Origin of the sequence: Pseudomonas sp. SCA2728.1_7 (genome assembly GCF_018138145.1) — a bacterium.
Taxonomy (GTDB): Bacteria; Pseudomonadota; Gammaproteobacteria; order Pseudomonadales; family Pseudomonadaceae; genus Aquipseudomonas; species Aquipseudomonas koreensis_A.
In genome coordinates this window covers 4,664,727-4,689,208 of record NZ_CP073104.1, presented here as the reverse complement: position 1 = coordinate 4,689,208, position 24,482 = coordinate 4,664,727, and the positions used below count along the sequence as shown (strand labels likewise).

At 60.4% G+C, this 24,482-nt stretch carries 20 protein-coding genes and 1 pseudogene; 11 read left to right on the top strand and 10 right to left on the bottom strand.

Going from position 1 to position 24,482, the window contains the following annotated elements; translation table 11 throughout:
* Positions 1-383 precede the first annotated feature (383 nt).
* From KBP52_RS20915 to KBP52_RS20890, 6 genes are all read right to left on the bottom strand, one after another.
* On the bottom strand, positions 384-1,154 hold the full coding sequence (locus tag KBP52_RS20915; RefSeq protein WP_077574827.1) for an electron transfer flavoprotein subunit beta: 771 nt from the start codon (positions 1,152-1,154) through the stop codon (positions 384-386).
* 9 nt (positions 1,155-1,163) lie between these two features.
* On the bottom strand, positions 1,164-2,384 hold the full coding sequence (locus KBP52_RS20910) for an electron transfer flavoprotein subunit alpha/FixB family protein (protein ID WP_212620882.1): 1,221 nt from the start codon (positions 2,382-2,384) through the stop codon (positions 1,164-1,166).
* Positions 2,384-4,333, bottom strand: coding sequence for a dimethylglycine demethylation protein DgcB (dgcB, locus tag KBP52_RS20905; protein WP_123594003.1), 1,950 nt, complete (start codon positions 4,331-4,333; stop codon positions 2,384-2,386). The genes KBP52_RS20910 and dgcB overlap by 1 nt, the downstream gene beginning before the upstream one ends.
* A 170-nt stretch (positions 4,334-4,503) precedes the next feature.
* Positions 4,504-6,564, bottom strand: coding sequence for a dimethylglycine demethylation protein DgcA (dgcA, locus tag KBP52_RS20900; RefSeq protein ID WP_212620881.1), 2,061 nt, complete (start codon positions 6,562-6,564; stop codon positions 4,504-4,506).
* 15 nt (positions 6,565-6,579) lie between these two features.
* Positions 6,580-7,110 (bottom strand): DUF5943 domain-containing protein, encoded by a 531-nt coding sequence (locus KBP52_RS20895; RefSeq protein WP_005792152.1) that lies wholly within the window; start codon positions 7,108-7,110, stop codon positions 6,580-6,582.
* 107 nt (positions 7,111-7,217) lie between these two features.
* Positions 7,218-8,195 carry a dipeptidase gene (locus tag KBP52_RS20890; protein WP_160059705.1) on the bottom strand — a complete coding sequence of 326 codons (978 nt, stop codon included), beginning with the start codon at positions 8,193-8,195 and terminating at the stop codon, positions 7,218-7,220.
* Between the two features lie 234 nt (positions 8,196-8,429).
* Between KBP52_RS20890 and KBP52_RS20885 the strand changes: the two genes are divergently transcribed.
* Together KBP52_RS20885 and KBP52_RS20880 are read left to right on the top strand one after the other, a co-directional pair.
* Positions 8,430-8,831: a lysozyme inhibitor LprI family protein gene (locus KBP52_RS20885; protein WP_212620880.1), complete on the top strand. Its 402-nt coding sequence runs from the start codon at positions 8,430-8,432 to the stop codon at positions 8,829-8,831.
* Between the two features lie 47 nt (positions 8,832-8,878).
* Positions 8,879-9,295 carry a DUF3010 family protein gene (locus KBP52_RS20880; RefSeq protein ID WP_116028358.1) on the top strand — a complete coding sequence of 139 codons (417 nt, stop codon included), beginning with the start codon at positions 8,879-8,881 and terminating at the stop codon, positions 9,293-9,295.
* 121 nt (positions 9,296-9,416) lie between these two features.
* On the opposite strand, the gene KBP52_RS20875 is transcribed toward KBP52_RS20880, so the two are convergent.
* Entirely contained in the window at positions 9,417-10,361 is a 945-nt protein-coding gene (locus KBP52_RS20875) for a GlxA family transcriptional regulator (RefSeq protein WP_123454170.1), read from the bottom strand.
* A 192-nt stretch (positions 10,362-10,553) separates the two neighbouring features.
* On the opposite strand from KBP52_RS20875, the gene KBP52_RS20870 reads away from it, so the two are divergent.
* The 6 genes and pseudogenes from KBP52_RS20870 to KBP52_RS20845 all read left to right on the top strand — a co-directional run bounded on the left by KBP52_RS20870 (position 10,554) and on the right by KBP52_RS20845 (position 15,327).
* Positions 10,554-11,498: a choline ABC transporter substrate-binding protein gene (locus tag KBP52_RS20870; RefSeq protein ID WP_212620879.1), complete on the top strand. Its 945-nt coding sequence runs from the start codon at positions 10,554-10,556 to the stop codon at positions 11,496-11,498.
* A 109-nt stretch (positions 11,499-11,607) separates the two neighbouring features.
* A complete protein-coding gene (locus KBP52_RS20865) occupies positions 11,608-12,495 on the top strand; it encodes a 3-keto-5-aminohexanoate cleavage protein (protein WP_212620878.1) in 888 nt (295 codons plus the stop codon).
* Positions 12,496-12,636: 141 nt separating this feature from the next.
* Positions 12,637-13,602, top strand: coding sequence for an L-carnitine dehydrogenase (locus KBP52_RS20860; protein WP_077574834.1), 966 nt, complete (start codon positions 12,637-12,639; stop codon positions 13,600-13,602).
* A 340-nt stretch (positions 13,603-13,942) separates the two neighbouring features.
* Positions 13,943-14,419: a thioesterase family protein gene (locus KBP52_RS20855; RefSeq protein WP_212620877.1), complete on the top strand. Its 477-nt coding sequence runs from the start codon at positions 13,943-13,945 to the stop codon at positions 14,417-14,419.
* 101 nt (positions 14,420-14,520) lie between these two features.
* Positions 14,521-14,661, top strand: a pseudogene (locus KBP52_RS20850) (TauD/TfdA family dioxygenase); the annotation flags it as partial.
* Positions 14,662-15,063: 402 nt separating this feature from the next.
* Entirely contained in the window at positions 15,064-15,327 is a 264-nt protein-coding gene (locus KBP52_RS20845; RefSeq protein WP_016983943.1) for a hypothetical protein, read from the top strand.
* Between the two features lie 88 nt (positions 15,328-15,415).
* Here the strand turns inward: KBP52_RS20845 and KBP52_RS20840 are convergent, their stop codons facing one another.
* On the bottom strand, positions 15,416-16,519 hold the full coding sequence (locus KBP52_RS20840) for a GlxA family transcriptional regulator (protein WP_007949927.1): 1,104 nt from the start codon (positions 16,517-16,519) through the stop codon (positions 15,416-15,418).
* Between the two features lie 514 nt (positions 16,520-17,033).
* Complete coding sequence (locus tag KBP52_RS20835) at positions 17,034-18,410, bottom strand: L-serine ammonia-lyase (protein ID WP_123593997.1); 1,377 nt, start codon at positions 18,408-18,410, stop codon at positions 17,034-17,036.
* Between the two features lie 437 nt (positions 18,411-18,847).
* On the opposite strand from KBP52_RS20835, the gene KBP52_RS20830 reads away from it, so the two are divergent.
* From KBP52_RS20830 to choV, 3 genes are all read left to right on the top strand, one after another.
* On the top strand, positions 18,848-19,792 hold the full coding sequence (locus KBP52_RS20830; RefSeq protein ID WP_038363126.1) for a choline ABC transporter substrate-binding protein: 945 nt from the start codon (positions 18,848-18,850) through the stop codon (positions 19,790-19,792).
* 66 nt (positions 19,793-19,858) lie between these two features.
* The gene (gene choW / locus KBP52_RS20825; RefSeq protein ID WP_016983941.1) at positions 19,859-20,704 is read left to right on the top strand and encodes a choline ABC transporter permease subunit; all 846 of its coding nucleotides are present in this window, start codon (positions 19,859-19,861) and stop codon (positions 20,702-20,704) included.
* On the top strand, positions 20,701-21,879 hold the full coding sequence (choV, locus tag KBP52_RS20820) for a choline ABC transporter ATP-binding protein (protein WP_034153601.1): 1,179 nt from the start codon (positions 20,701-20,703) through the stop codon (positions 21,877-21,879). Before choW ends, choV begins: the two co-directional genes overlap by 4 nt.
* Positions 21,880-22,397: 518 nt before the next feature.
* Here the strand turns inward: choV and betT are convergent.
* A complete protein-coding gene (gene betT, locus KBP52_RS20815; RefSeq protein ID WP_038363124.1) occupies positions 22,398-24,395 on the bottom strand; it encodes a choline BCCT transporter BetT in 1,998 nt (665 codons plus the stop codon).
* Positions 24,396-24,482: the final 87 nt, after the last annotated feature.

Here is a 24,482-nt window from a genome sequence, read left to right as displayed (position 1 = left end):
GATTGGGGGCAACTTATAAAGTTATCCCGCGGAAAAATCCCGTAAAAACCGTTAGTTAGGTTGATCGTTTTTTAATCGGGTGGCTGCAGGGCTTGATTGGCGTGGGGTCTGGAGAGGGGCGAACATGTTATCCACAGATCCGCCAACAGGGATTGTGGGTAAGCAGTTGCCCTCATCGGAACGCCGCCCGCCCAGCCCTCTCCCGGAGGGAGAGGGCTGGGGTGAGGGAGCCGCTTATGCGAGGTACGCCGACCTGAACGTTCAGTGTGATCTCAGGCTTGGCCAAACCAAGGTCACCGCGCAATCGCAGGTCGATGTAATTAGCCAATACCACTCGGTCGGTCCCCTCTCCCTCCGGGAGAGGGCTAGGGTGAGGGGGCTTTTCAGCGAACAACACCCTCTTCAATCAGCAACTTGAGAATCGCTTCAGCACCGGCCTGTGCGGTGACTCCCTTGAGCACCTGCCCCCCGCCACCACTGGCCTTGGCCGTCGCGGCCTTCATCCGGTCCGCCCCGCTTTTGGCCTTGATCACCTTCAAGCGTTTCGGCCGTGGCTTGGCCGCTTGCAAAGTGGCAACCGCGAGCAACTCATCGTCCACCACTTCGACGTCTTCAGCCTGCAAAACACCCCGGCGCGCCGGCCCGTAGGCACTCTGCCGAGGTTTCGGCGCAGCGTTATCCACAGTCGCGAGAAACGGCAGCTTGACCTTCAACCGTCGCCGCTGTCCACGCGGCAAGGCTTGCAGCACCAGCGCCGAACCGTCATTGATCGACTCGACCTGCGCCAGCCCAACCACCAGCGGCCAACCCAAACCTTCCGCCAACAAGAACGGCAGCATCCCCGAACCCTCGCCGGTTTCCGCCTGGCTGCCGGTCAGCACAACTTGCGCACCGGCATCGCGCAGATACGCGGTCAGCGCCGGCAGCGCATCGGCGCCAGCCGGTTGCTCCAGCACATGCATCTGTTCCAGACCCATGCCCAAGTAGGCGCGCAACGCCGGTTCCGCGACGTCGCCGGCATGCAGCACTTGCAGGTTATCCCCAGCCAATTGCAAACCGAGTTCCACCGCGCGGGCATCCTGGTCGGCGCGGCGTGGCCTGCCGGAAGTCGGGTGGGCGCCGATTGAAACCAGACTGATAACTTTCGTGTTCATAGCGTTTCCTTAAGCCGCATCGCGCTTGGCTTCGTTGCGGTAAGCCGCGACCGCTTCGATCAACGCCTGCAGAATCTCTGCGCTCTCGCCGATCACCGACAAATCGGCACGCTTGATCATGTCGCAGCCTGGATCAAGGTTGATTGCCACCACCTTGTCGCAAGCACCAATGCCTTGCAGGTGCTGGATCGCGCCGGAGATACCCACAGCCACATAGACCCGCGCGGTGACCCAGGTGCCGGACGCGCCGACCTGACGATCACGGGCCATGAAGCCATCGTCGACGGCGACCCGCGAAGCGCCTTCGGTAGCGCCGAGTGCCGCCGCCGTTTCGTGGAACAGCTGCCAGTCCTTGACGCCGTTGCCGCCGGAGAAAATGAACTCCGCTTCGGCCATCGGAATCGCCGCCGGGTCGACCGCCACCGCGCCGAGATCTTCGATCCGCGACAAGCTGCGCGCGACACTTGTGGATAACTCCACCGGCAACGCTTCATGACGGGTTTCGCTGACCGGCTCGGCGCATTCGGCGGCAGCCAGAATCAACCTTGCAACGGGACGGGCGAGGTCTTGCAGCCCAGCACCAGCGCGGCCGATGCACTCCTGATCCTTGACCTGCCAGACCCGCGTGGCCGGGCGCTCGCCCAGTGCCGCCGCAAAGCGTCGACCGAGTTCGCCGCCACCGCTGCGGCTGTCCGGTAGCAGCCAGTGACGCGGGTTGAACTGGTTATCCACAGCGCGCAAACCTTGCACTCGTTGCTCCGGTGCATAACCGCTGAATTCCTCGCCTTCCAGCACCAGCAAGCGATCGACGCCTGCGGTGGCGAAAGCGTTTTCCTTGTGCTCGCCAAAGACCACCGCCAACACCGCACCGTCCTGGCCGGCGAGTTGATGGGCGAGGCCAAGCAAATCACGGTCGTGACTGCTCAAGCGGCCACCGACCATGTCCGGTACCACGCTGATATAGAACGCCGGGGCCGGTACCTGATGCAGCGGCAATTGCACTTCAACCGCGGCCGAACGTTTGACCGCCCCGCCCTGTTGCGCGCCGCTGCGGTCGATCCGCTTGATGCCGTTGGGGCCGGTAAAACCGATGCCGTGCAGGTTCTTGCGGATGATGCCGTTGGGACCCATCCAGCTGTGTTGCGCCGGTTGCATGGCCGCGTGCAGCGGGTGCAGGCGGTTACGCGCAATCCATTCGGCGCGGGGGTCGCGGCGGATAATGTCGCTCATCAGTGGGCCTCCGCAGGTTCACGTTTGGCCGGGGTGGCAGGCTTGCTCGGCGCGGCGTCTTCGAGCAGCGCGTCGGCCACCAGTTCGGCGATGTCCTTGATCAGCGGACGCGGTTCGACCACGCCTTCGAGCATCGCCGTGCATTGTGGACAACCCACCGCCACCAATTCGGCGCCGGTCTCGCGGATGTCGTCCATGCGCATGTCGGGAATCCGCTGCTTGCCCGGAATGTCGGTGATCGGCGCCCCGCCACCGCCACCGCAGCAGCGCGAGCGGAAGCCGGAACGTTGCATCTCTTTGACTTCGATACCGAGCGCACGCAGCACTTCGCGCGGCGCTTCGTATTCGCCGTTGTAGCGGCCGAGGTAGCACGGGTCGTGATAAGTCACGCTGTTGCCTTTGTGCTGACCGAGGTTCAGCGCGCCGGCCTGAATGATTTCTGCCATGTAGGTGCTGTGGTGCTGCACCAGGTAGTTGCCGTCGAACGCGCCGTACTCGTTTTTCAGCACATGGAAACTGTGCGGATCACAGGTGACGATGCGGTTGAAACTGTATTTGGCCAGGGTCTGGATGTTGCGTTTGGCAAGCAACTGAAAGGTTGCTTCATCGCCGAGACGCCGGGCTACATCGCCGCTGTCGCGCTCTTCGAGACCGAGCACTGCAAAATCGATCTTTGCCGCTTTCAGCACTTTGACGAACGCGCGCAAGGTGCGCTGGTTGCGCATGTCGAAGGCGCCGTCGCCGACCCAGAACAGCACGTCGGTGGATTTCTTTTCGCTGAGCAGATTGAGGTTCAAATCCGCCGCCCAGTTCATCCGCCCGCCCGGTGCAAAACCGCCAGGGTTGTCGGTGGCGATGAGGTTTTCGAGGACTTCGGCGCCCTTGTTCGGCGTCGCGCCTTTTTCCAGGGTCAGGTGACGGCGCATGTCGACGATGGCGTCGACGTGCTCAATCATCATCGGGCACTCCTCGACGCAGGCGCGGCAGGTGGTGCACGACCACAGGGTTTCCGCATCGACCAGACCATTGACGATCGGTTGATGTGGATTGCCCGAGTGTTCGCCGATCGGTTTGCCGGGATAAGGACTGCCGGCGAACTTCGCGTCGGTGCCACCGGCGAGGCCGACGACCATGTCCTGAATCAGTTTTTTCGGGTTCAGCGGCTGGCCGGCGGCGAAAGCCGGGCACGCCGCTTCGCATTTGCCGCACTGCACGCAGGCATCGAAACCGAGCAACTGGTTCCAGGTGAAATCCTTGGGTTTTTCCACACCCAGTGGCGCGCTCGGATCGTTCAAATCCAACGGCTTCAAACCCGTGGAACGACCACCACCAAAACGCTCGGCGCGACGGTGCCAAGCCAGGTGCAAGGCACCGGCGAAGGCGTGTTTCATCGGCCCGCCCCAGGTCATGCCGAAAAACAGTTCCGACACACCCCATAGCACACCGATGCCCAAGATCGCCGCGAGCACCCAGCCACCGAAGTTCTCCGGCAGAATCCCGGCCACCGGCAAGGTCAGCAGAAAGAACGACGCCGAGAACGCCAACAGGCTTTTCGGCAGGCGCATCCACGGGCCTTTCGACAACCGCGCCGGCGGGTTGCGCCGACGCAGGTAAACGAAAATCGCACCAACAAACATCACTGCCGTCATCAGCAGCAAGGCGTAACCGAGAATGCGGCTGTGCAGGCCGAAACCGTGGACCAGCAGCGCCAGTACAATCGACGCCACCGCACCGCCCGCTGTAGCGACGTGGGTGTTGGCGATGTATTTGTCCCGCGCCACCACGTGGTGCAAGTCGACCATGTAACGCTTGGGCATGGCCAACAGGCCGCCGATCAGATCGACCTTCGAGGCCCGGCCCCGGCGCCACATGGCCACCCGCCGCAGCGCGCCGAGGACACCAAGGCCCAGAGCGGCGAACAACAGGATTGGAAGAAGGGTGTTCAACATAGGTGAAGCTCCCAAAGACCGCAGGGTCTTGCAGGCCAAACTACCTGGATGCCTTGCCCGATTCCTGTAGGAGTGAGCCTGCTCGCGATTCAGTCTCCACGGTGTATCAGACAGACCGCGTTATCGTTCATCGCGAGCAGGCTCACTCCTACAAGGGGATCCACAAGCCGTTAGAAATCCTTGCAGAGCCGCAGGGCGTCATAGATCGCGGCGTGCGTGTTGCGCTGCGCCACGCAGTCGCCGATGCGGAACAGCAAGTAGCCGTCGCCCGCCTCGCTCAGCGAAGGTTGCGGCTGGATCGCGAACAACGCTTCGACGTCGATCTGGCCCTTGTTGCGCGAACCTTCTTTGAGCGCGTAGTAGATTTCCTCATCCGGCCGCACGCCGTTTTCCACCACCACCTGATCGACCACCCGCTCCTCCTTGGCGCCGGTGTATTCGTTCTCCAGCACCGCGACCAGTTTGTCGCCTTCGCGGTAGACCTTCTCCAGCATCATGTCGCCGGTCATGATCACTTCTTTCGGGTACATGCTGCGGTAGTAGGTCGGGAACGACGTACCGCCGATGGCCACACCCGGTTTGATGTCGTCGGTGACGATCTCGACCTGGCTGCCTTTGTCGGCGAGGAAATCGGCAACCGACATCCCGGTGAACTCGCAAATCGTGTCGTAGACCAGCACGTTCTTGCCCGGCGCGACCTTGCCGTCGAGCACGTCCCAACTGCTGACCACCAGCCCTTCGGCGGCGCCCCAGTGTTCGTTCTGCTCCAGATACGGATGCCCGCCGACCGCCAGCACCACTACATCCGGACGCAAGTCCATGATGGTCTCGGCATCGGCCGCCGTGCCCAGGCGCAGATCGACTTTCAGCCGCGCCAGTTCCAACTGGAACCAGCGGGTGATGCCGGCGATCTGATCGCGCTGCGGCGATTTCGACGCGGTGGTGATCTGCCCGCCGATGAATTCCTTCTTCTCGAAAAGGGTCACGTCGTGGCCACGCTCGGCAGCAACACGGGCCGCTTCCATCCCGGCCGGGCCGGCACCGACCACAACGACTTTGCGTTTCGGTCCGGTGGATTTCTCGATGATGTGCGGCACGCCCATGTACTCACGGGACGTCGCGGCGTTCTGGATGCACAGCACGTCGAGGCCTTGATACTGGCGGTCGATGCAATAGTTGGCGCCGACGCACTGTTTGATCTGGTCGATCTGGCCCATCTTGATCTTGGCGATCAGGTGCGGGTCAGCGATGTGCGCGCGGGTCATGCCGACCATGTCGACGTAACCGCCCTCAAGAATGCGCGTGGCCTGGTTCGGGTCCTTGATGTTCTGGGCGTGTAGCACCGGCACCTTGACCACTTCCTTGATCCCGGCGGCCAGATGCAGGAACGGCTCCGGTGGATAACTCATGTTCGGAATCACGTTGGCCAGGGTGTTGTGAGTGTCACAACCCGAGCCGACCACACCGATAAAGTCGAGCATGCCGGTGTCGTCGTAATACTTGGCGATCTGCTTCATGTCCTCGTGGGACAAGCCGTCCGGGTGGAACTCGTCACCGCACAGACGCATGCCCACGCAGAAGTCGTCACCGACCTCGGCGCGCACGGCTTTCAGTACTTCCAGACCGAACTTCATCCGGCCTTCGAAGGTGCCGCCCCACTCATCGGTACGCTTGTTGACGCGCGGGCTCCAGAACTGGTCGATCATGTGCTGGTGCACCGCCGACAGTTCAACGCCGTCAAGACCACCGGCCTTGGCCCGGCGCGCGGCCTGGGCATAGTTGCCGATCACCCGCCAGATTTCTTCCGGTTCAATGGTTTTGCAAGTTGCGCGGTGCACTGGCTCACGGATGCCCGACGGCGACATCAGGGTCGGCCAGTTGAAGCCGTCCCAACGCGAACGGCGGCCCATGTGGGTAATCTGAATCATGATCTTGGCGCCATGCTTGTGCATGGCGTCGGCCAGATTCTGGAAATGCGGAATGATCCGGTCGGTGGACAAGTTCACCGAGCTCCACCATTCCTGCGGGCTGTCGATAGCGACCACGGAGGAGCCGCCGCAGATTGCCAGGCCGATGCCGCCCTTGGCTTTCTCTTCGTAATACTTGACGTAGCGGTCGGTGGTCATGCCACCGTCCGTTGCGTAGACCTCGGCGTGCGCGGTGCTGAGCACGCGGTTGCGGATGGTCAGTTTGCCGATCTGGATCGGCTGGAACATTGCTTCGAAAGCCATGGCGGGTTCCTCGACTTACAACGGCTTGACGGTGAACAGGCCGTCGTCGTGGCCTTCTTCGGAGCCACCGTAGACTTGCTCGGCAACCGTGCGAATCTTGCTGCCGCGCGCCTCAAGAATCTGATCCATGGCCCCGGCAAACCAACCGGTGAACATGTAATCGACCTTGCGCCCGACCTTGCCGTAGACGTAGACGAACGCCGAGTGTTCGAGCTTGACGCTGGCGGTGCCTTTGTCGAGGTCAATGTCCTGGATCTTGAACAGGCCCCAGCCGCGTTGCGACAGGCGCTTCATGTAGTGCTCGAACACCGCGACGCCTTCCAGGCCGTGGCATTCAGCTTCCTTTTCGCACCAGTGCCAGGCGGATTTGTAGCCGGCCTTGTAGAGGATCTCGGCGTAGGCGTCAGCGCCCAAAACCTCTTCGATGCCCATGTGGTTGTTGACGAAGAAGTGACGCGGTACGTAGAGCATTGGCAGGGCGTCGGAGGTCCAGACACCGGTCTCGCTGTCGACTTCGATTGGCAATTGCGGGGCGATCTTGGCCATGGAAACTTAACTCCAGAAAAAATAGTGGATTCAGTGGTGACCGCTGCCCTCACCCCAGCCCTCTCCCACAGGAGAGGGGGCAGATCGGCGGCGGTCTTGAGTCAGCGTTACTCGCCCCAGACGTCTTTCAGGACGTTGACCCAGTTTTCGCCCATGATCTTGCGCACGACGCGCTCGGGATGGCCGCGCTTGAGCAGGGTTTCGGTCAGGTTCGGGAACTCGCCGACGGTGCGGATGCCCAGCGGGTTGATGATCTTGCCGAAGCTGGTCAGACGGCGGGCGTAGCCCTTGTCGTGGGTCAGGTATTCGAAGAAGTCCTGGCCGTGACCCTGGGTGAAGTCGGTGCCGATGCCGATGGCGTCTTCGCCGACGATGTTCATGGTGTATTCGATCGCTTCGGCGTAGTCGTCGATGGTCGAATCGATGCCCTTGGCGAGGAACGGCGCAAACATGGTCACGCCGACAAAACCGCCGTGGTCGGCAATGAACTTCAGCTCTTCATCGGACTTGTTGCGCGGGTGCTCTTTGAGACCCGACGGCAGGCAGTGGGAATAGCAGACCGGTTTTTTCGATTCGAGGATGACTTCTTCGGACGTCTTCGAGCCGACGTGGGACAGGTCGCACATGACGCCGACGCGGTTCATCTCGGCGACGATTTCGCGACCGAAGCCCGACAGGCCGCCGTCACGCTCGTAGCAACCGGTGCCGACCAGGTTTTGGGTGTTGTAGCACATCTGCACGATGCCGACGCCGAGCTGCTTGAACACTTCGACATAGCCGATCTGGTCTTCAAAGGCGTGAGCATTCTGGAAGCCGAAGAGGATGCCGGTCTTGCCTTGTTCCTTGGCGCGACGAATGTCGGCGGTGGTGCGCACTGGCATCACCAGGTCGCTGTTTTCGCGGATCAGCTTCTGGCTGGCAGCAATATTGTTCACGGTCGCCTGAAAGCCTTCCCACACCGACACAGTGCAGTTGGCTGCCGTCAGACCGCCCTTGCGCATGTCTTCGAACAGCTCGCGGTTCCATTTGGCAATGATCAGACCGTCGATAACGATGCTGTCGGCGTGTAATTCGGCTGGGCTCATCAGGCGTCCCCTTATTGGCGATTCATGCGCCGAATCGTCTGCCGGCGCTTTGGGGCCAGCATATGCCTCGGTGCCGGGGCGACCGGGTGCAAAAACGACAGGGGAATTGCCGAAAGCGTCAATCCGCGACAAAGGGTCGCCAGACGCTCCGATCAGCTACCTGTTCAAGCCCGCAAGCTTGAGCCAGAATCTGCGGCATCTTGGAAACACCACTGGATTAGAGCGGCGACAACAATGAAATCGATCTTCCTGGCTTTGGCTTTGCTTGCGACCGGCGTACACGCCGCTGAGGAATCCGACAACAACCCCTGCGACGCCGTCGAAAACGACGTCCAGACCCTGGAATGCTCGACTTACAGCCGCACCACCGCCGAAGACCTGCTCAAGGACAACTACGCCAGCCTGACCGAACGCATGCAGACCGCGTATGGCAAGAACCCGACGCAATTGGCGGACATTACCGCCAAGATCAAGACGGCTCAGCAGCAGTGGTTGAAGACGCGGGACGCGGATTGCGCGGTGGAAGCATTCCCGGCCACTGCTGGCAGTAAGGCGTTCACGATTGCGCAGAATGATTGCGTGGCGCGGATGAGTGATGAACGGTCGGAGTTTTTGGAGTCGATTGGGCAGGAGTGAGTGTCTGAGCTGTAAGCTGCCCTTCTATAGCCAATCTAGGTAAGCACATGAACATCTGCGGCATCGAAATCAAAGGCAGCGAAGCGATCATCGCCGTGGCCGCCCTCGACGGTTCGACCCTGAGCCACATTCCCCTTGCCACCAAGAAGATCGCCCTCGAAGACGATGACGAAGCGGCAAACGTTAAGCTCTTTGCGGCGCAGGTGGCGTCGTTTGTGCGGGAGAATTCGGTTGACCGGATTGCGATCAAGAAGCGCAGCAAGAAGGGTGAGTTTGCCGGTGGCCCGACGACGTTCAAGATTGAGGGGATTTTGCAGTTGCTGGATGGTTGTGAGGTGACGTTGTTGTCGCCGCAGACGATCAATGCGCAGGCGAAGAAGCACAATTTCGAGCTGCCGGGGACGTTGAACAAGTATCAGCATGAGGCTTATAAAGCGGCGTGTTCGGCGTTGCTGAAGAAGTAACCCGATCAAACTGTAGGAGTGAGCCTGCTCGCGATGACGAAGTGTCAGTCGACATCAGTGTTGTCTGACTTACCGCTATCGCGAGCAGGCTCACTCCTACAGGGGTTTTGGGTGCATCCATTCAGGCTTGGGCGGTACGCCGGTCTTCGCGGGGACAGCGGGCGAACTTCGCGCGGTAGCTGCGGGTAAAGTACGACGGTGATTCAAACCCGCAGGCGATGCTGACTTCGAGCACGCTCATGTCGGTCTGGCGCAGCAGCTGCCGGGCTTTTTCCAGTCGCAAGCGCAGATAGAAATTGCTCGGCGTATCGTTCAGGTGCAGCCGAAACAATCGCTCCAGTTGCCGTCGCGTCACTTTGATCGATTCCGCCAGTTGCAGCGTGGTCAGCGGCGGTTCGCTGTGCTGCTCCATCTCGCCGATCACTTGCACCAATTTCTTGTTGTTGATGCCGTAACGCGTGGCGACTTCCATGCGCTGGTGGTCTTTGCGTGGACGAATGCGCCCCAGCACAAACTGCTCGCTGACCTGAATCGCCAGTTGCGGGCCGTGGGCCTGGGCGATCAGATCGAGCATTAAATCGATGGACGCGGTGCCGCCCGCCGAGGTGATGCGCCGACGGTCGATCTCGAACAGCTCCTGAGTGACGCTGAGCTGTGGATAAGATTCCTTGAAAGCGTCGATGGCTTCCCAGTGCAAGGTCAGGCGATGGCCATCGAGCAGGCCCGCTTCAGCGAGGACAAAGCTGCCGGTGTCGATGGCGCCGAGGGTCACGCCTTCGTTATCCAGCCGCCGTAACCAGTGTTCAAGGGTTGGCGTGGCGAACTTCAACGGCTCAAACCCGGCCACCACCAACAACGTTGCGCCTTTCTTCAACGGCTCCAGCGCCGCGTCGGCGTTGACCGACATGCCGTTGCTCGCCAGCACCGCGCCGCCGTCGGCACTCAACACATGCCAGCGATACAACTCGCCACGGAAGCGGTTGGCCACGCGCAGCGGTTCGATCGCGGAGATAAAGCCAATTGCGGAGAACCCCGGCATCAGCAAAAAGTAGAAGTCCTGGGACATGGGCGCCCTCGGTCGGCGGGTAGCGTGGGATGTTGATACGCCGATTGTCGTCGGCGTTCAAGGGCACAGGTCGCTACAGTGCAAATGCCAGTCGCCGCAGTGCGCTTTCATGGGCGTATAGCTGCGTAACTTTGCATCACCGGCACGACAGATGCCGGAACTCACAATAAACGACCTGCCGAGGAACCCGACATGAAACGACTGATCAGCAGCTGTGTTCTCGCACTCAGCGGTACCGCTTTCTTCAGCGCCAGCGTCATGGCGGCCGAACCCGCCTCGTGCCAGAACGTGCGCATGGGCGTGGTCAACTGGACCGACGTGATCGCCACCAGTGCCATGACCCAGGTCCTGCTCGACGGCCTCGGCTACAACACCAAACAAACCAGCGCCTCCCAGCAAATCATCTTCGCCGGGATCCGCGATCAGCGCCTGGACCTGTTCCTCGGTTACTGGAACCCGCTGATGACCCAGACCATCACGCCGTTTGTCGACGCCAATCAGGTCAAAGTCCTCGAAGCGCCAAGCCTGAAAGATGCCCGTGCGACCCTCGCCGTGCCGACTTATCTGGCCGACAAGGGCCTGAAGACCTTCGCCGACATCGCCAGGTTTGAAAAAGAACTGGGCGGCAAGATCTACGGCATCGAGCCAGGCTCGGGCGCCAACACGCAGATCAAGGCGATGATTGCCAAGAACCAGTTCGGCCTCGGCAAGTTCCAACTGGTCGAGTCCAGTGAGGCCGGCATGCTCGCCGCCGTCGACCGCGCCGTACGCCGCAAAGAGGCCGTGGTGTTCTTCGGCTGGGCGCCGCACCCGATGAACGTCAACGTGCAGATGACTTATCTCACTGGCAGTGAAGACGCCCTCGGACCGAATGAAGGCATGGCCACGGTGTGGACCGTCACCTCGCCGAAATACGCCGAGCAGTGCCCGAACATCGGTCGCCTGCTGACCAACCTGACGTTCACCGCCGAAGACGAAAGCCGGATGATGCAGCCGCTGCTCGACCACAAGGACGCCTTTGAATCCGCCAGGCAATGGCTCAAGGATCACCCTGAAGACAAGCAGCGCTGGCTGGAAGGTGTGACCACGTTCGATGGCAAACCGGCCGCTGAAAACCTGCAGTTGACCAGCAAATAACCCTCTATTGAAAAGCCCCTCTCCCAGATTGGGAGAGAGGACTGACCGACGCTTCGCAGCCCCGAAAAAGGCTGCGGACAGACCCATCACGCCTGAAGGAAACCGCACCATGAACCACGACGTCATCATCACCTGCGCACTCACCGGTGCTGGCGACACGACCGCCAAGAGCCTGCATGTGCCGGTCACCCCGAAACAGATCGCAGCAGCCGCCGTTGAAGCGGCCAAGGCTGGCGCCACCGTCGTGCACTGCCACGTGCGTGATCCGCAGACCGGCAAGTTCAGCCGTGACGTGGCGCTGTACCGCGAAGTGATGGAGCGCATCCGCGAGGCGGACGTCGACATCATCGTCAACCTCACCGCCGGCATGGGCGGCGACCTGGAAATCGGCGCTGGCGAGAACCCGATGGAGTTCGGCCCGAACACTGATCTGGTCGGCCCGCTGACCCGTCTCGCCCACGTTGAAGAGTTGCTACCGGAAATCTGCACCCTCGATTGCGGCACGCTGAACTTCGGCGATGGCGACACCATTTACGTCTCCACCCCGGCGCAACTGCGTGCCGGTGCCAAGCGCATCACCGAGCTGGGCGTGAAGGCCGAGCTGGAGATTTTCGACACTGGGCACCTGTGGTTTGCCAAGCAGATGATCAAGGAAGGTTTGCTCGATAACCCGTTGTTCCAGCTGTGTCTGGGGATTCCATGGGGTGCGCCGGCAGACACCACCACGATGAAAGCCATGGTCGATAACTTGCCGGCCGATGCGGTGTGGGCCGGGTTTGGCATTGGCCGCATGCAGATGCCGATGGCCGCGCAAGCGGTATTGCTCGGCGGCAACGTACGGGTCGGGCTGGAAGACAACCTGTGGCTGGACAAAGGCGTGCTGGCGACCAATGGCCAATTAGTGGAGCGCGCCAGCGAAATCCTCAGCCGCCTCGGCGCCCGCGTGCTCACGCCTGCCGAAGGCCGCAAAAAAATGGGCCTGACCCAGCGCGGCTAAACGACCACTCATTTCCCCCTGTGGGAGCGAGCCTGCTCGCGAAGAGGCCGGTACATCCGAAGCATCTTCAGCAGCAGAGCCACCGCATTCGCGAGCAGGCTCGCTCCCACAGTTCTTTCCAGCCGAATTCAGGAAATCACCATGAGCTTTATCACCGAAATCAAAACCTTCGCCGCGCTGGGCAGCGGTGTCATCGGCAGTGGCTGGGTCGCCCGCGCCCTCGCCCATGGCCTGGATGTGATCGCCTGGGACCCGGCACCCGGCGCCGAAGCGGCACTGCGCAAACGCGTGGCCAACGCCTGGGGTGCGCTGGAGAAAAACGGTCTGGCGCCGGGTGCTTCGCAGGATCGTCTGCGCTTTGTCGCGACCATCGAGGAGTGCGTACGCGATGCCGACTTCATTCAGGAAAGCGCCCCGGAACGTCTGGAACTGAAACTCGATCTGCACAGCAAAATCAGCGCCGCGGCCAAGCCGAATGCGTTGATCGGCTCGAGCACTTCGGGCCTGTTGCCGAGTGAGTTCTACGAGAGCTCGACGCACCCGGAGCGCTGCGTGGTAGGCCACCCGTTCAACCCGGTCTATCTGCTGCCGTTGGTCGAAGTCGTGGGCGGCAAGAACACTGCGCCGGAAGCCGTGCAAGCGGCGATGAAAGTCTACGAATCCCTCGGCATGCGCCCGTTGCATGTGCGCAAGGAAGTGCCCGGATTTATCGCCGACCGCTTGCTTGAAGCGTTGTGGCGAGAGGCGCTGCACCTGGTCAATGACGGTGTCGCGACCACTGGCGAGATCGACGATGCGATCCGTTTTGGCGCTGGTTTGCGCTGGTCGTTCATGGGTACGTTCCTGACTTACACCCTGGCCGGTGGTGATGCGGGCATGCGCCACTTCATGTCGCAATTCGGCCCGGCGTTGCAGTTGCCGTGGACCTATCTGCCGGCGCCGGAGCTGACTGACAAGTTGATTGATGATGTGGTCGATGGCACCAGTGATCAGCTTGGTCGTCACAGTATTTCGGCGCTGGAGCGCTATCGTGATGATTGCTTGCTGGCGGTTCTGGAGGCGGTGAAGACCACCAAGGAAAAGCATGGGATGAGTTTCAGCGAGTGATGTGTCTGGCATGACATCGCTGCCCTCACCCTAACCCTCTCCCGGAGGGAGAGGGGACTGACCGCGTTGATTGTTCGAGTGACGCCGACTTGCACCACCGAGCCGAACTCGAGTTTTGAAAGGCCTCCGATCTGCTCCCTTTCCCCCTCTGCCCCCTGAGGGAGAGGGGACTGACCGTGTTGATTGTTCGAGTTACGCCGACTTGCACCACCGAGCCGAACTCAAGTTTTGAATAGCATAAAGATCGGCTCCCTTTCCCCCTCGCCCCCTTGGGGGAGAGGGCTGGGGTGAGGGGGTAGCTCTTGATCTTAAAAACCGCCCAATACCCGGAACCCAAGCCATGCCGCACGTCACCACCTACCAAACTCGAATCATCCCCGACTGGGTCGACTACAACGGCCACCTGCGCGACGCCTTCTACCTGCTGATTTTCAGCTACGCCACCGACGCCCTGATGGACCGCCTCGGTATGGACAGCAGCAACCGCGAAGCCAGCGGCCACTCCCTGTTCACCCTCGAACTGCACCTCAACTACCTGCACGAAGTGAAGCTCGACACCGAGGTCGAAGTACGCACGCAAATCATCGGCCACGACAGCAAACGCCTGCACCTCTATCACAGCCTGCACAAGGTCGGTGAGGAGCAGGAACTGGCCGGCAACGAACAGATGCTGTTGCACGTCGACCTCGCCGGCCCGCGTTCGGCACCGTTCAGCGCGGACACCCTGAGCCGCCTGCAAAGCATCGTCGCCGAGCAAAACGACCTGCCCGCTCCCGCTTACATCGGCCGCGTGATCGCGCTGCCACCTGCAAGGTAAATCCATCGATCGCAAGGAGCCCGCCAGGTACACCGCTGCCGCTGTTGCCGACTTCCGTACTTGTCCGTTGATCAGCGCGCTTGGTGGCGTGAAGAGCCAGGGGGGAGTTGTGGTGTTTTGATAACCGCCGCACCTTGCATGCGCGCAATGCCTTTGATCCAGCCACGGGGGCGCGGCATTTCCAGGGCTGCTATATCGACAGAGATGAATTGTTGTCGCGGATTCTGGTGTTGCAGCGTTAGACCGCGTCAGCGTTCTTCGTCGGAACGCCGCCCGGAGACAGGCTCGCTCCCACATTTAATCGCATTCCCATGAATGAACGCGTTCACCTGTGGGAGCGAGCCTGCTCGCGAAGGCGTCAGCGGGAACAACAAATCACTCACTGATTCACAGCAAAAAAAAGCCCCGATACCAGCCGTGACAGGATCGGGGCAGAGGGTACTGTTGAGGAGCTGCCGTGCGAGGGTGACCAAACCTTCGTGTTGCAAGCTGAGTTCAGTGTGCCCACTCCGTTGAGCGGCAAGTTAGCCGAAAACGACCTGTTCATAGCCGTCGCAGCCACTGCGACAAAACGCCCTTGCCGTGCCCCGACGTGGCTACCAGAATCGAGCCACGACCTCCGTTATTGAAGAAGGATGCGCGTCATGATGTATGCCGATTTGATCGATCAGGAAGATTTGTTGGGCCAGCTCAAGGCGTTGGGCATTCAAGTACCCAGTGGCACTACCGCCGATCAGGCTTGCGAGTGTGCGGTGCGCGGTCTGGATAATGTTCGCGCGTTTGAACTGCGCAAGATGGTCAAGGACATGTACACCAGCGGCGCCAGCATTCAGCCGGCGGTGCGTCAGGCGATCGACAAACAGTTGTTGCCGGCACTGGCGGACTACCAGCAAAGCCATAGCGCCTGATAAATCCATTCGCGAGCAGGCTCGCTCCCACATTGGAATGCATTCCTACTGTGGGAGCGAGCCTGCTCGCGAAGAACGATGACTCGGTCTACAGCCTTACGCTGGCAAACGTCGACTCATTGCGCGCCTGACTCAACGCCGACATCGGCCCCGACAGCGGCGACATCACGATTGCCTGCGGCAGCGGCAGCATCGCCACTTGCTGGGTGGTGTTGGAGCCTACGCGCTCGTCACGCGGCGGAATGCCGAAGTACTCGCGGTAGCACTTGGAGAAGTGCGGCGTCGAAACGAAACCACACACCGACGCCACTTCGATGATCGACATCGGCGTTTGCTTGAGCAGTTGCCGGGCGCGGATCAGGCGCAGCTTCAAGTAGTAACGCGATGGCGAGCAGTGCAGGTATTTCTGGAACAGGCGCTCCAGCTGTCGACGCGACACAGCGACGTACACCGCCAGCTCATCCAGGTCGATCGGCTCTTCCAGATTGGCTTCCATCAGCGCAACGATTTCCTGCAGTTTCGGCTGGTTGGTGCCGAGCATGTGCTTGAGCGGCACACGCTGGTGATCCTGTTCATTGCGGATGCGTTCGTAGACGAACATTTCCGAGATCGCGGCGGACAGTTCACGGCCGTGATCGCGGCTGATCAGGTGCAGCATCATGTCCAGCGGCGCGGTGCCACCGGAGCTGGTGAAACGGTTACGGTCGAGGGTGAACAAGCGAGTGCTCATGGCCACGCGCGGGAAAGCTTCCTGCATTGCCGCCAGACATTCCCAGTGCACGCTGCAATCGAAACCGTCGAGCAACCCGGCGCAAGCCAGCGCCCAACTGCCGGTGCACACGGCGCCGAGACGCTTGGACTGACGCGCCTGGCTTTGCAGCCACGAGACGTGTTCACGGGTGACAGTGCGCTGGATGCCGATACCGCCGCAGACAATCACAGTGTCCAGCGGCGGCGCTTTGTGCATGGAGGCGTCGGGAGTGATTTGCAGACCGTCACTGGCCCACACCTGGCCGCCATCGACGGTGAGGGTGCTCCAGCGATACAGCTCGCGACCGGACAATTGGTTGGCCATGCGCAGGGGCTCTACTGCGGAGGCCAGAGAAATCAGCGTGAAATTGTCCAGCAGCAGAAAGCCGATGGATTGAGGCGCACGGTTCTGGGGTTGGGCCCCGGAGTTGAACGACGTCATCGCGGTATCTCCTCACACAAAGCGGGTGATGGCCTCAGGCGGAGGCTCTTGTTATTGCCAGCGTTCTCGCGTGGGAGACGGGCTTTGTTATGACAGAGCAAATGCCATGCCTAAAATTGGATGGCCGTTCAATAACTCCTGAAAACGACGTCGCGACGTGTCTATACGAGACGTCCGACGAAAGGTACTTCGAAGTGCCATCAGCGTGGGTGAAAGCCCTGCCCCGCAGCGTGTGAGCAAATCGGTAGCACTTGTGGGAACTGGCCTGCGCGCAGTTTGTGGGGAGTGTCACCGCAAGCACGGGTGACGGACGGTAGAAGGGCTGAGCGCGTGTAACAGGTGGGAAAGACTCTTATCTGTTTGCGACGCGCTAAAAGGTGGCGCGATTTATCGTCTGTGTTCACTTGATGAGCAATTTTGACTGGTCTAGCGCTATCGCGAGCAGGCTCACTCCTACATTTGGAATGCGTTCCCCTGTAGGAGTGAGCCTGCTCGCGATGGAGGCGACTCGGTCTCAGCACTCAACCGCGCTGACCGCCAATCCACCACGCGATGTCTCTTTATATTTGTCATGCATATCAGCGCCGGTATCACGCATGGTGCGAATCACCCGGTCCAGCGAGATAAAATGCTGACCATCACCACGCAACGCCATCTGCGCCGCGTTGATCGCTTTCACCGCCGCAATCGCATTGCGCTCGATGCACGGCACTTGCACCAGGCCGCCGACCGGATCGCAGGTCAGCCCAAGGTTATGTTCCAGGCCAATTTCCGCCGCGTTGCACAACTGCTCCGGCGTAGCGCCAAGAATCTCCGCCAGCCCCGCCGCCGCCATTGCGCAGGCCGAACCGACCTCACCCTGACAGCCAACCTCAGCGCCCGAGATCGAAGCATTCTTCTTGCACAGAATCCCCACCGCCGCTGCACCGAGGAAGTAATCGACCACGTTGGCGTCAGTCACCGCTTCACTGAACTTCATAAAGTAGTGCAACACCGCCGGAATGATCCCCGCCGCGCCATTGGTCGGCGCCGTGACCATGCGCCCGCCCGCCGCATTCTCTTCATTAACTGCCAGGGCGAACAGGTTGACCCACTCCATCGCGCTGAGCGTCGAGCCGATCACATTGGGCTTGCCCAATTCCTGAAGACTGCGATGCAACTTCGCCGCACGCCGCCGCACATTCAAACCGCCCGGCAGGATGCCTTCGTGCTTGAGCCCCTGCTCGACGCAGTCCTGCATCGCCCGCCACAGCTTCATCAGCCCGGCGCGGATTTCTTCTTCACTGCGCCAGACCTTTTCGTTGGCCATCATCAATTCGGCAACGCGCAGGTTGTTGTTCTTGCACAACTCCAGCAGCTCGACCGCACTGGAAAAGTCATAAGGCAATTCAGTGCGATCCAGATCGACCACACCGCTGGAGGCCTGCGCCTGATCCACGACAAAACCGCCACCCACCGAATAGTAGGTGTCGCGATGCAGCTCGCCGTGATCGCCCTCGGCAACAATCGTCATCGCATTGGGGTGGAACGGCAGGTTCTCGTCGATCAGGCGCATGTCCCGCGCCCAGACAAACGGCACCGACAAGCGACCATCCAATAACAGTGTGTGAGTTTCACGCAGCGCCTGGATACGCGGACCGATCTGCGACGGGTCGATTGCGTCCGGCCACTCGCCCATCAAGCCCATGATCACCGCGTTGTCGCTGCCGTGACCGATACCGGTCGCCGACAGCGAACCGTATAGCTGCACTTCGATCCGCCCCACCTGTTCCAGTTGATGCTTGCCCCTTAACGACTCGACGAACAATGCCGCCGCGCGCATCGGCCCGACGGTGTGGGAACTGGAAGGGCCGATGCCGATTTTGAACAGGTCGAAAACGCTGATAGCCATTGCTGCAGAGCTCCTGAGGATGCCGGTCCGGGGCGCAAAAGCGCCCGCTGGCGGAGCTGCTACGCTCAAGCTGCGATCCGCCGGAATGCCCGCATCATCAGGCTTTTGTCGGAGCGCACGGCGTCTGACACCGACGCACTCATGTCCACCAGCGCCGCGCCGTTTTCGCCCCGGTTTTTCGCCGTTTTTGTGCGGTTCAGATGGCCATTCGGGGCTGAAAAAAGCTGTAAACGACGTCACTGACACTGGATGCGACCATCCCTGTACTGGATACGACCCCCCCTGTAGGCGTCAGATTTTCACTGGTACATGATCGTTATGACTCGATTGCAAGGCGCCGTGGTAGAGCTGTCTCCAGAACGCCATCCAACCGCAACCTATAAGTGCGGTGGTCCACAGTCGGAACACTGCCAAAAAAAACACCAAGGAGTCCATCCATGAAAGGTTCCCCGTCGTTGTTGTTGGCCGCCATGCTGAGTCTGCCGTTACTGGCGCAAGCTGCAGAACCGGCGCAGTGCAGTACCGTTAACTTCTCCGATGTCGGCTGGACCGACATCACCGCCACCACCGCTACCACTTCTGTTGTGCTCAACGCCCTCGGCTACAAGACCAAGACCACCATGATTTCCGTGCCCGTCACCTACAAGTCGCTGGCCGACGGCAAGAACATGGACGTATTCCTCGGCAACTGGATGCCGACCATGGAAAACGACATCAAGGCCTACCGCGACGCCGGCACCGTGGAAACCGTGCGCACCAACCTCAAGGGCGCCAAGTACACCCTCGCCGTGCCGCAAGCCCTGTATGACAAAGGTCTGCATGACTTCGCCGACATCGCCAAATTCAAGAAAGAACTCGACGGCAAGATCTACGGCATCGAGCCTGGCAACGACGGCAACCGTCTGATCCAGAGCATGATCGACAAGGACGCTTTCGGCCTGAAGACCGCCGGTTTCAAAGTGGTTGAGTCTTCGGAAGCGGGCATGCTCTCGCAAGTGGATCGCGCGCAAAAACGCGACACAGCGGTGGTCTTCCTCGGCTGGGCGCCGCACCCGATGAACAAGCGCTTCAAGATTCAATACCTGACCGGTGGCGATGATTTCTTCGGCCCCGATTTCGGTGCGGCGACCGTGGCGACCAACACCCGCAAGGGTTACGCCACGGAATGCAGCAACGTCGGTCAGTTGCTGAAGAACCTGGAGTTCACCGTCGACATGGAAAGCGAACTGATGGGCAACATCCTCGACGACAAGATGAAGCCTGACGCGGCCGCCAAGGCCTGGCTGAAAAAGAATCCACAAGTGCTCGATACCTGGCTCGCTGGCGTGACCACCATTGACGGTAAACCTGGCCTGGAGGCCGTGAAAGCCAAGCTTCAGTAATCGCTTATGCCGGACGGCTGCGGCCGTCCGGGCTGTTTATTTCCTTGCATGCGGACGTTCACTACCATGCTGATTGATCAGAAAATACCTTTAGGCCAGTACATCGCGGGCTTCGTTGAATGGTTGACGCAACACGGCGCCAACACCTTCGACGCAATCGCCGTGACACTGGAAACGATGATCCACGGCGTGACGTTTGCGCTGACCTGGTTCAACCCACTGGTCTTGATTGGCCTGATCGCCCTGCTCGCGCACCTGATCCAGCGCAAATGGGGATTGACCGCTTTCGTGATCGCCTCCTTCCTGCTGATCCTCAATCTGGGGTACTGGCAGGAAACTATGGAAACCCTCGCCCAGGTCATGTTCGCGACCCTGGTCTGCGTGGTCATCGGCGTGCCGTTGGGCATCGTCGCCGCGCATAAACCGATGTTCTACACTGTCATGCGTCCGGTACTCGATCTGATGCAGACCGTACCGACCTTCGTTTACCTCATTCCTACCCTGACCCTCTTCGGGCTGGGTGTGGTCCCGGGCCTGATCTCCACGGTGGTGTTCGCCATCGCTGCGCCGATCCGCCTGACCTACCTGGGCATCCGCGATGTCCCGCAAGAACTGATGGACGCCGGCAAGGCCTTCGGCTGCTCGCGTCGCCAACTGCTCTCACGGATTGAACTGCCTCACGCCATGCCGAGCATCGCGGCCGGCATCACCCAGTGCATCATGCTGTCGTTGTCGATGGTGGTGATCGCGGCACTGGTGGGCGCCGACGGACTCGGCAAACCGGTGGTCAACGCACTGAACACTGCTGATATCGCCCTGGGCTTCGAAGCGGGCCTGGCGATCGTACTGCTGGCGATCATGCTCGACCGTATCTGCAAACAACCCGACGCTAAAGTAGGGGGTGACGCATGAGCATAATTCGCTTCGAAGACGTCGACGTAATCTTCTCCAAGGATCCGCGCGAGGCGCTCAAGCTGCTGGATCAGGGCATGACCCGCAACGAGATCCTGAAAAAGACCGGACAGATAGTCGGTGTGGAGAAAGCCACGCTGGATATCAACAAAGGCGAAATCTGCGTGCTGATGGGACTGTCCGGTTCCGGCAAGTCGAGCCTGCTGCGCTGCATCAACGGCCTCAACACCGTGAGCCGCGGCAAACTGTTCGTCGAGCATGAAAACCGCCAGATCGACATCGCCTCCTGCACCCCCGCCGAGCTGAAAATGATGCGCACCAAACGCATCGCCATGGTGTTCCAGAAGTTCGCCCTGATGCCGTGGCTGACAGTGCGCGAGAACATCAGTTTCGGTCTGGAAATGCAGGGTCGCCCAGAGAAGGAACGCAAAAAACTGGTCGATGAAAAACTCGAACTGGTTGGCCTGACCCAATGGCGCAACAAGAAGCCTGACGAACTCTCCGGCGGCATGCAGCAGCGTGTCGGTCTGGCGCGGGCACTGGCGATGGACGCTGACATTCTATTGATGGACGAACCGTTTTCGGCTCTCGACCCGCTGATCCGTCAGGGCCTGCAGGATGAACTGCTGGAACTGCAACGCAAGCTGAGCAAAACCATCGTGTTCGTGAGCCATGACCTCGACGAGGCGCTGAAACTCGGTAGCCGCATCGCGATCATGAAAGACGGCCGGATCATCCAGTACAGCGTGCCGGAAGAGATCGTGCTGAACCCGGCGGACGATTATGTGCGTACGTTCGTGGCGCACACCAATCCGCTCAACGTGCTCTGCGGCCGCAGCCTGATGCGCACACTGGACAAGTGCAAACGTATCAACGGTTCGGTGTGTCTGGATCCGGGCGGTGATTCGTGGCTGGACCTGGCCGAAGGCAACACCATCAAGGGTGCGCGGCAGAATGGTTCGGTGCTGAACCTGCAGAACTGGGCACCGGGGCAAGCGGTTGAGGGCCTGGAACGCAAGCCGACGCTGGTGGATTCGAACATCGGCATGCGCGATGCGTTGCAGATTCGTTATCAGACCGGCAACAAGCTGGTGCTGCACGATGACAATCATGTGGTGGGGATCTTGGGCGACAGTGAGCTGTATCACGCGTTGCTCGGCAAGAACCTCGGTTAAGGCGGGATAAAAAAAGGGATCGCGGTGAGCGATCCCTTTTTTATTGGGTCAGGGAAAAGCCCCTCACCCTAGCCCTCCCGAAACGTCGGACCGCCCAAAGGGAGAGGGGACTGACCGAGTTGTATTTTCGAACTACGCCGACCTGAATGACCGAGTGGAACTCAGATTTGGAGAAGCTCGCAACCTGCTGCAGCCAATCCATAATCGACTCGATCTTTCAAGTCGGCGTATAGCGCAAGACACCTCGGTCAGCTCCCTCTCCCTACGGGCGGTCCGACGTTTCGGGAGGGTTGGGGCGAGGGGCTTTTGACTGGCATTGAAATATCGAGTCGAACTCAGGCTTTGAAAAGCCCCCGATCTGCTCCCTTTCCCCCTCTCCCTTGGGGAGAGGGTTGGGGTGAGGGGGCTTTTGACTGGCATTGAAATATCGAGTCGAACTCAGGTCTTGAAAAGCCCCCGATCTGCTCCCTTTCCCCCTCTCCCTTGGGGAGAGGGCTGGGGTGAGGGGGCTTTTGACTTTAGCTGTACACCCGGCCAAGGAGCTGCCGATGGCTTTCAAACTGATCGAGCACATCGCGTGTGATCTGATCCTGCGTGAAGCCCATCAGGTCGTAATCCTGGCTGCCGTTGTGCAGATACACTTCAGCGCGGTAGTAACGCTGGCGCGCTTCATCGGACTGCGCCGATTCGGTCGGGGTCGCCAGATAGCCGTCCAGGCTGACTTCGTAAACGAAAGGGTTGCCCTCTTCCATCTCGACGCGCACGCCCATGCAACGCTTGGATTTACCCAACAGCGTCTGCACTTCCAGCCCCTGCGCACGCATCTGCGCGGTCGCATCTTCCAGCGCCGGGCTGACCTGCTTGTCCATGAAGCGCTGCACTACCGATTGGCTCGGTTGCAGATCCAGCTGCGTCAGACGCTCGCTGAAACCACGACGACCGCGCTCCGCCAGTTGCGCCTGCTCCTGTTCGATCTGCACGTCCTGACGCATGGCCTTATGCAGGCCGAACATGAAGAACACCAGCACCACCGAGAACGGCAGACCGGCCAGCACCACCATGGTTTGCATGGCTTCGAAGTTACCGGCAAACAGCAGACCGATGGTCACCAGAGTGATCACCACCGACCAGAAGATCCGCAGCCAGTGCGGCGCATCTTCGTCGACGTTGCCGCCCTTGCAGGACAGATTCGCCATCATCACCGCGCCGGAGTCGGCCGGGGTCAGGAACAGCACGAAGCCGACAAAGATCGACACACCGATGACGACTTTCGACGCCGGGTAGTGTTCAAGCAATTGATAGATCGCCATCGACGGCTGTTCCAGCGCCGTCTTGCCGAGTTCCACCGCGCCATGGTTCATCACCAGATCCAGCGCCGAGTTACCGAAGATCGACAGCCAGGCCAGGGTGAAGCCCAGCGGAATCAGCAGCACGCCAGCGACCAGTTCACGCACGGTACGACCACGGGAGATACGCGCGATGAACATGCCTACGAATGGCGCCCAGGAAATCCACCAGGCCCAGTAGAACAGGGTCCACAGGCCCATCCAGCGTTCGGACTTGGCGTTGTCGCCTTCGTACACATAAAGGTCGAAGGTTTTCAGCACGATGCCATTGAGGTAATCACCGATGTTCTGCACGAAGCCGTTGAGCAGGTGCAGGGTCGGACCGAACAGCAGCACGAAAATCAGCAGACCGCTGAACAGCACGATGTTCAGGTTGGACAGACGGCGGATGCCGTTTTCCACGCCGGACACGGCAGCGATGGTCGCCACGGTGCTCATCACGATGATCACGATCAACAGGTTAGTGTTGCTGTGCTCCATGCCGAACAGGTTTTCCAGGCCCGACGACACTTGCAGCGAACCAATCCCCAGGTTGGTCACCAGACCCAGCAGGGTCACGAACATGCCGAAGCCGTCCACCGCGTGTCCGGCCGCGCCTTTGACCCAACGCTCGCCGACCAGCGGATACAGCGCCGAACGCAGGGCCAGCGGCTGGTTATGACGGTAAGCAAAGTACGCCACGGCCAGACCGACCAGTGCGTAGATTGCCCAGCCGTGCAGGCCCCAGTGCAGGAACGTCAGCTGTACAGCCTGACGCGCGGCCAGGTTGCTGGCCGATGCGCCTTCCGGCGGATTGAAGTAGTGATCCAGTGGCTCGGATGCGCCGAAGTACAGCAGCGAAATACCGATACCCGACGAGAACAGCATCCCCGCCCAGGCGCCGTAACTGAAATCCGGGGTGTCATCCTTGCTGCCCAGTTTGAGTTTGCCGTACGAGGAAAACGCCAGACCGACGACAAATACCAGGTAGGCGGCGATCACCACCATGTAGTACCAGCCGAAGCTGCGCGACAACCAGGCCTGAGCGATACCCAACAGTCTGCCGGCCTCTTGCGGGGCGATAATCAGAATGGCGGTCAACAACAGAATCAGCGCGGTAGAGGTGTAAAACACCCAACCGTTGACCGTCACCTTCTCGGGCGGGGTCTTTATAAGCGAGGCAGAACTCATGGCACAAATGCTCCAGGCAGTGCGAGAGAAGAACACAAGGCAACACGGAACCCGACCAATCGGTTAGTTGGCAGCCGACCGGCGGGT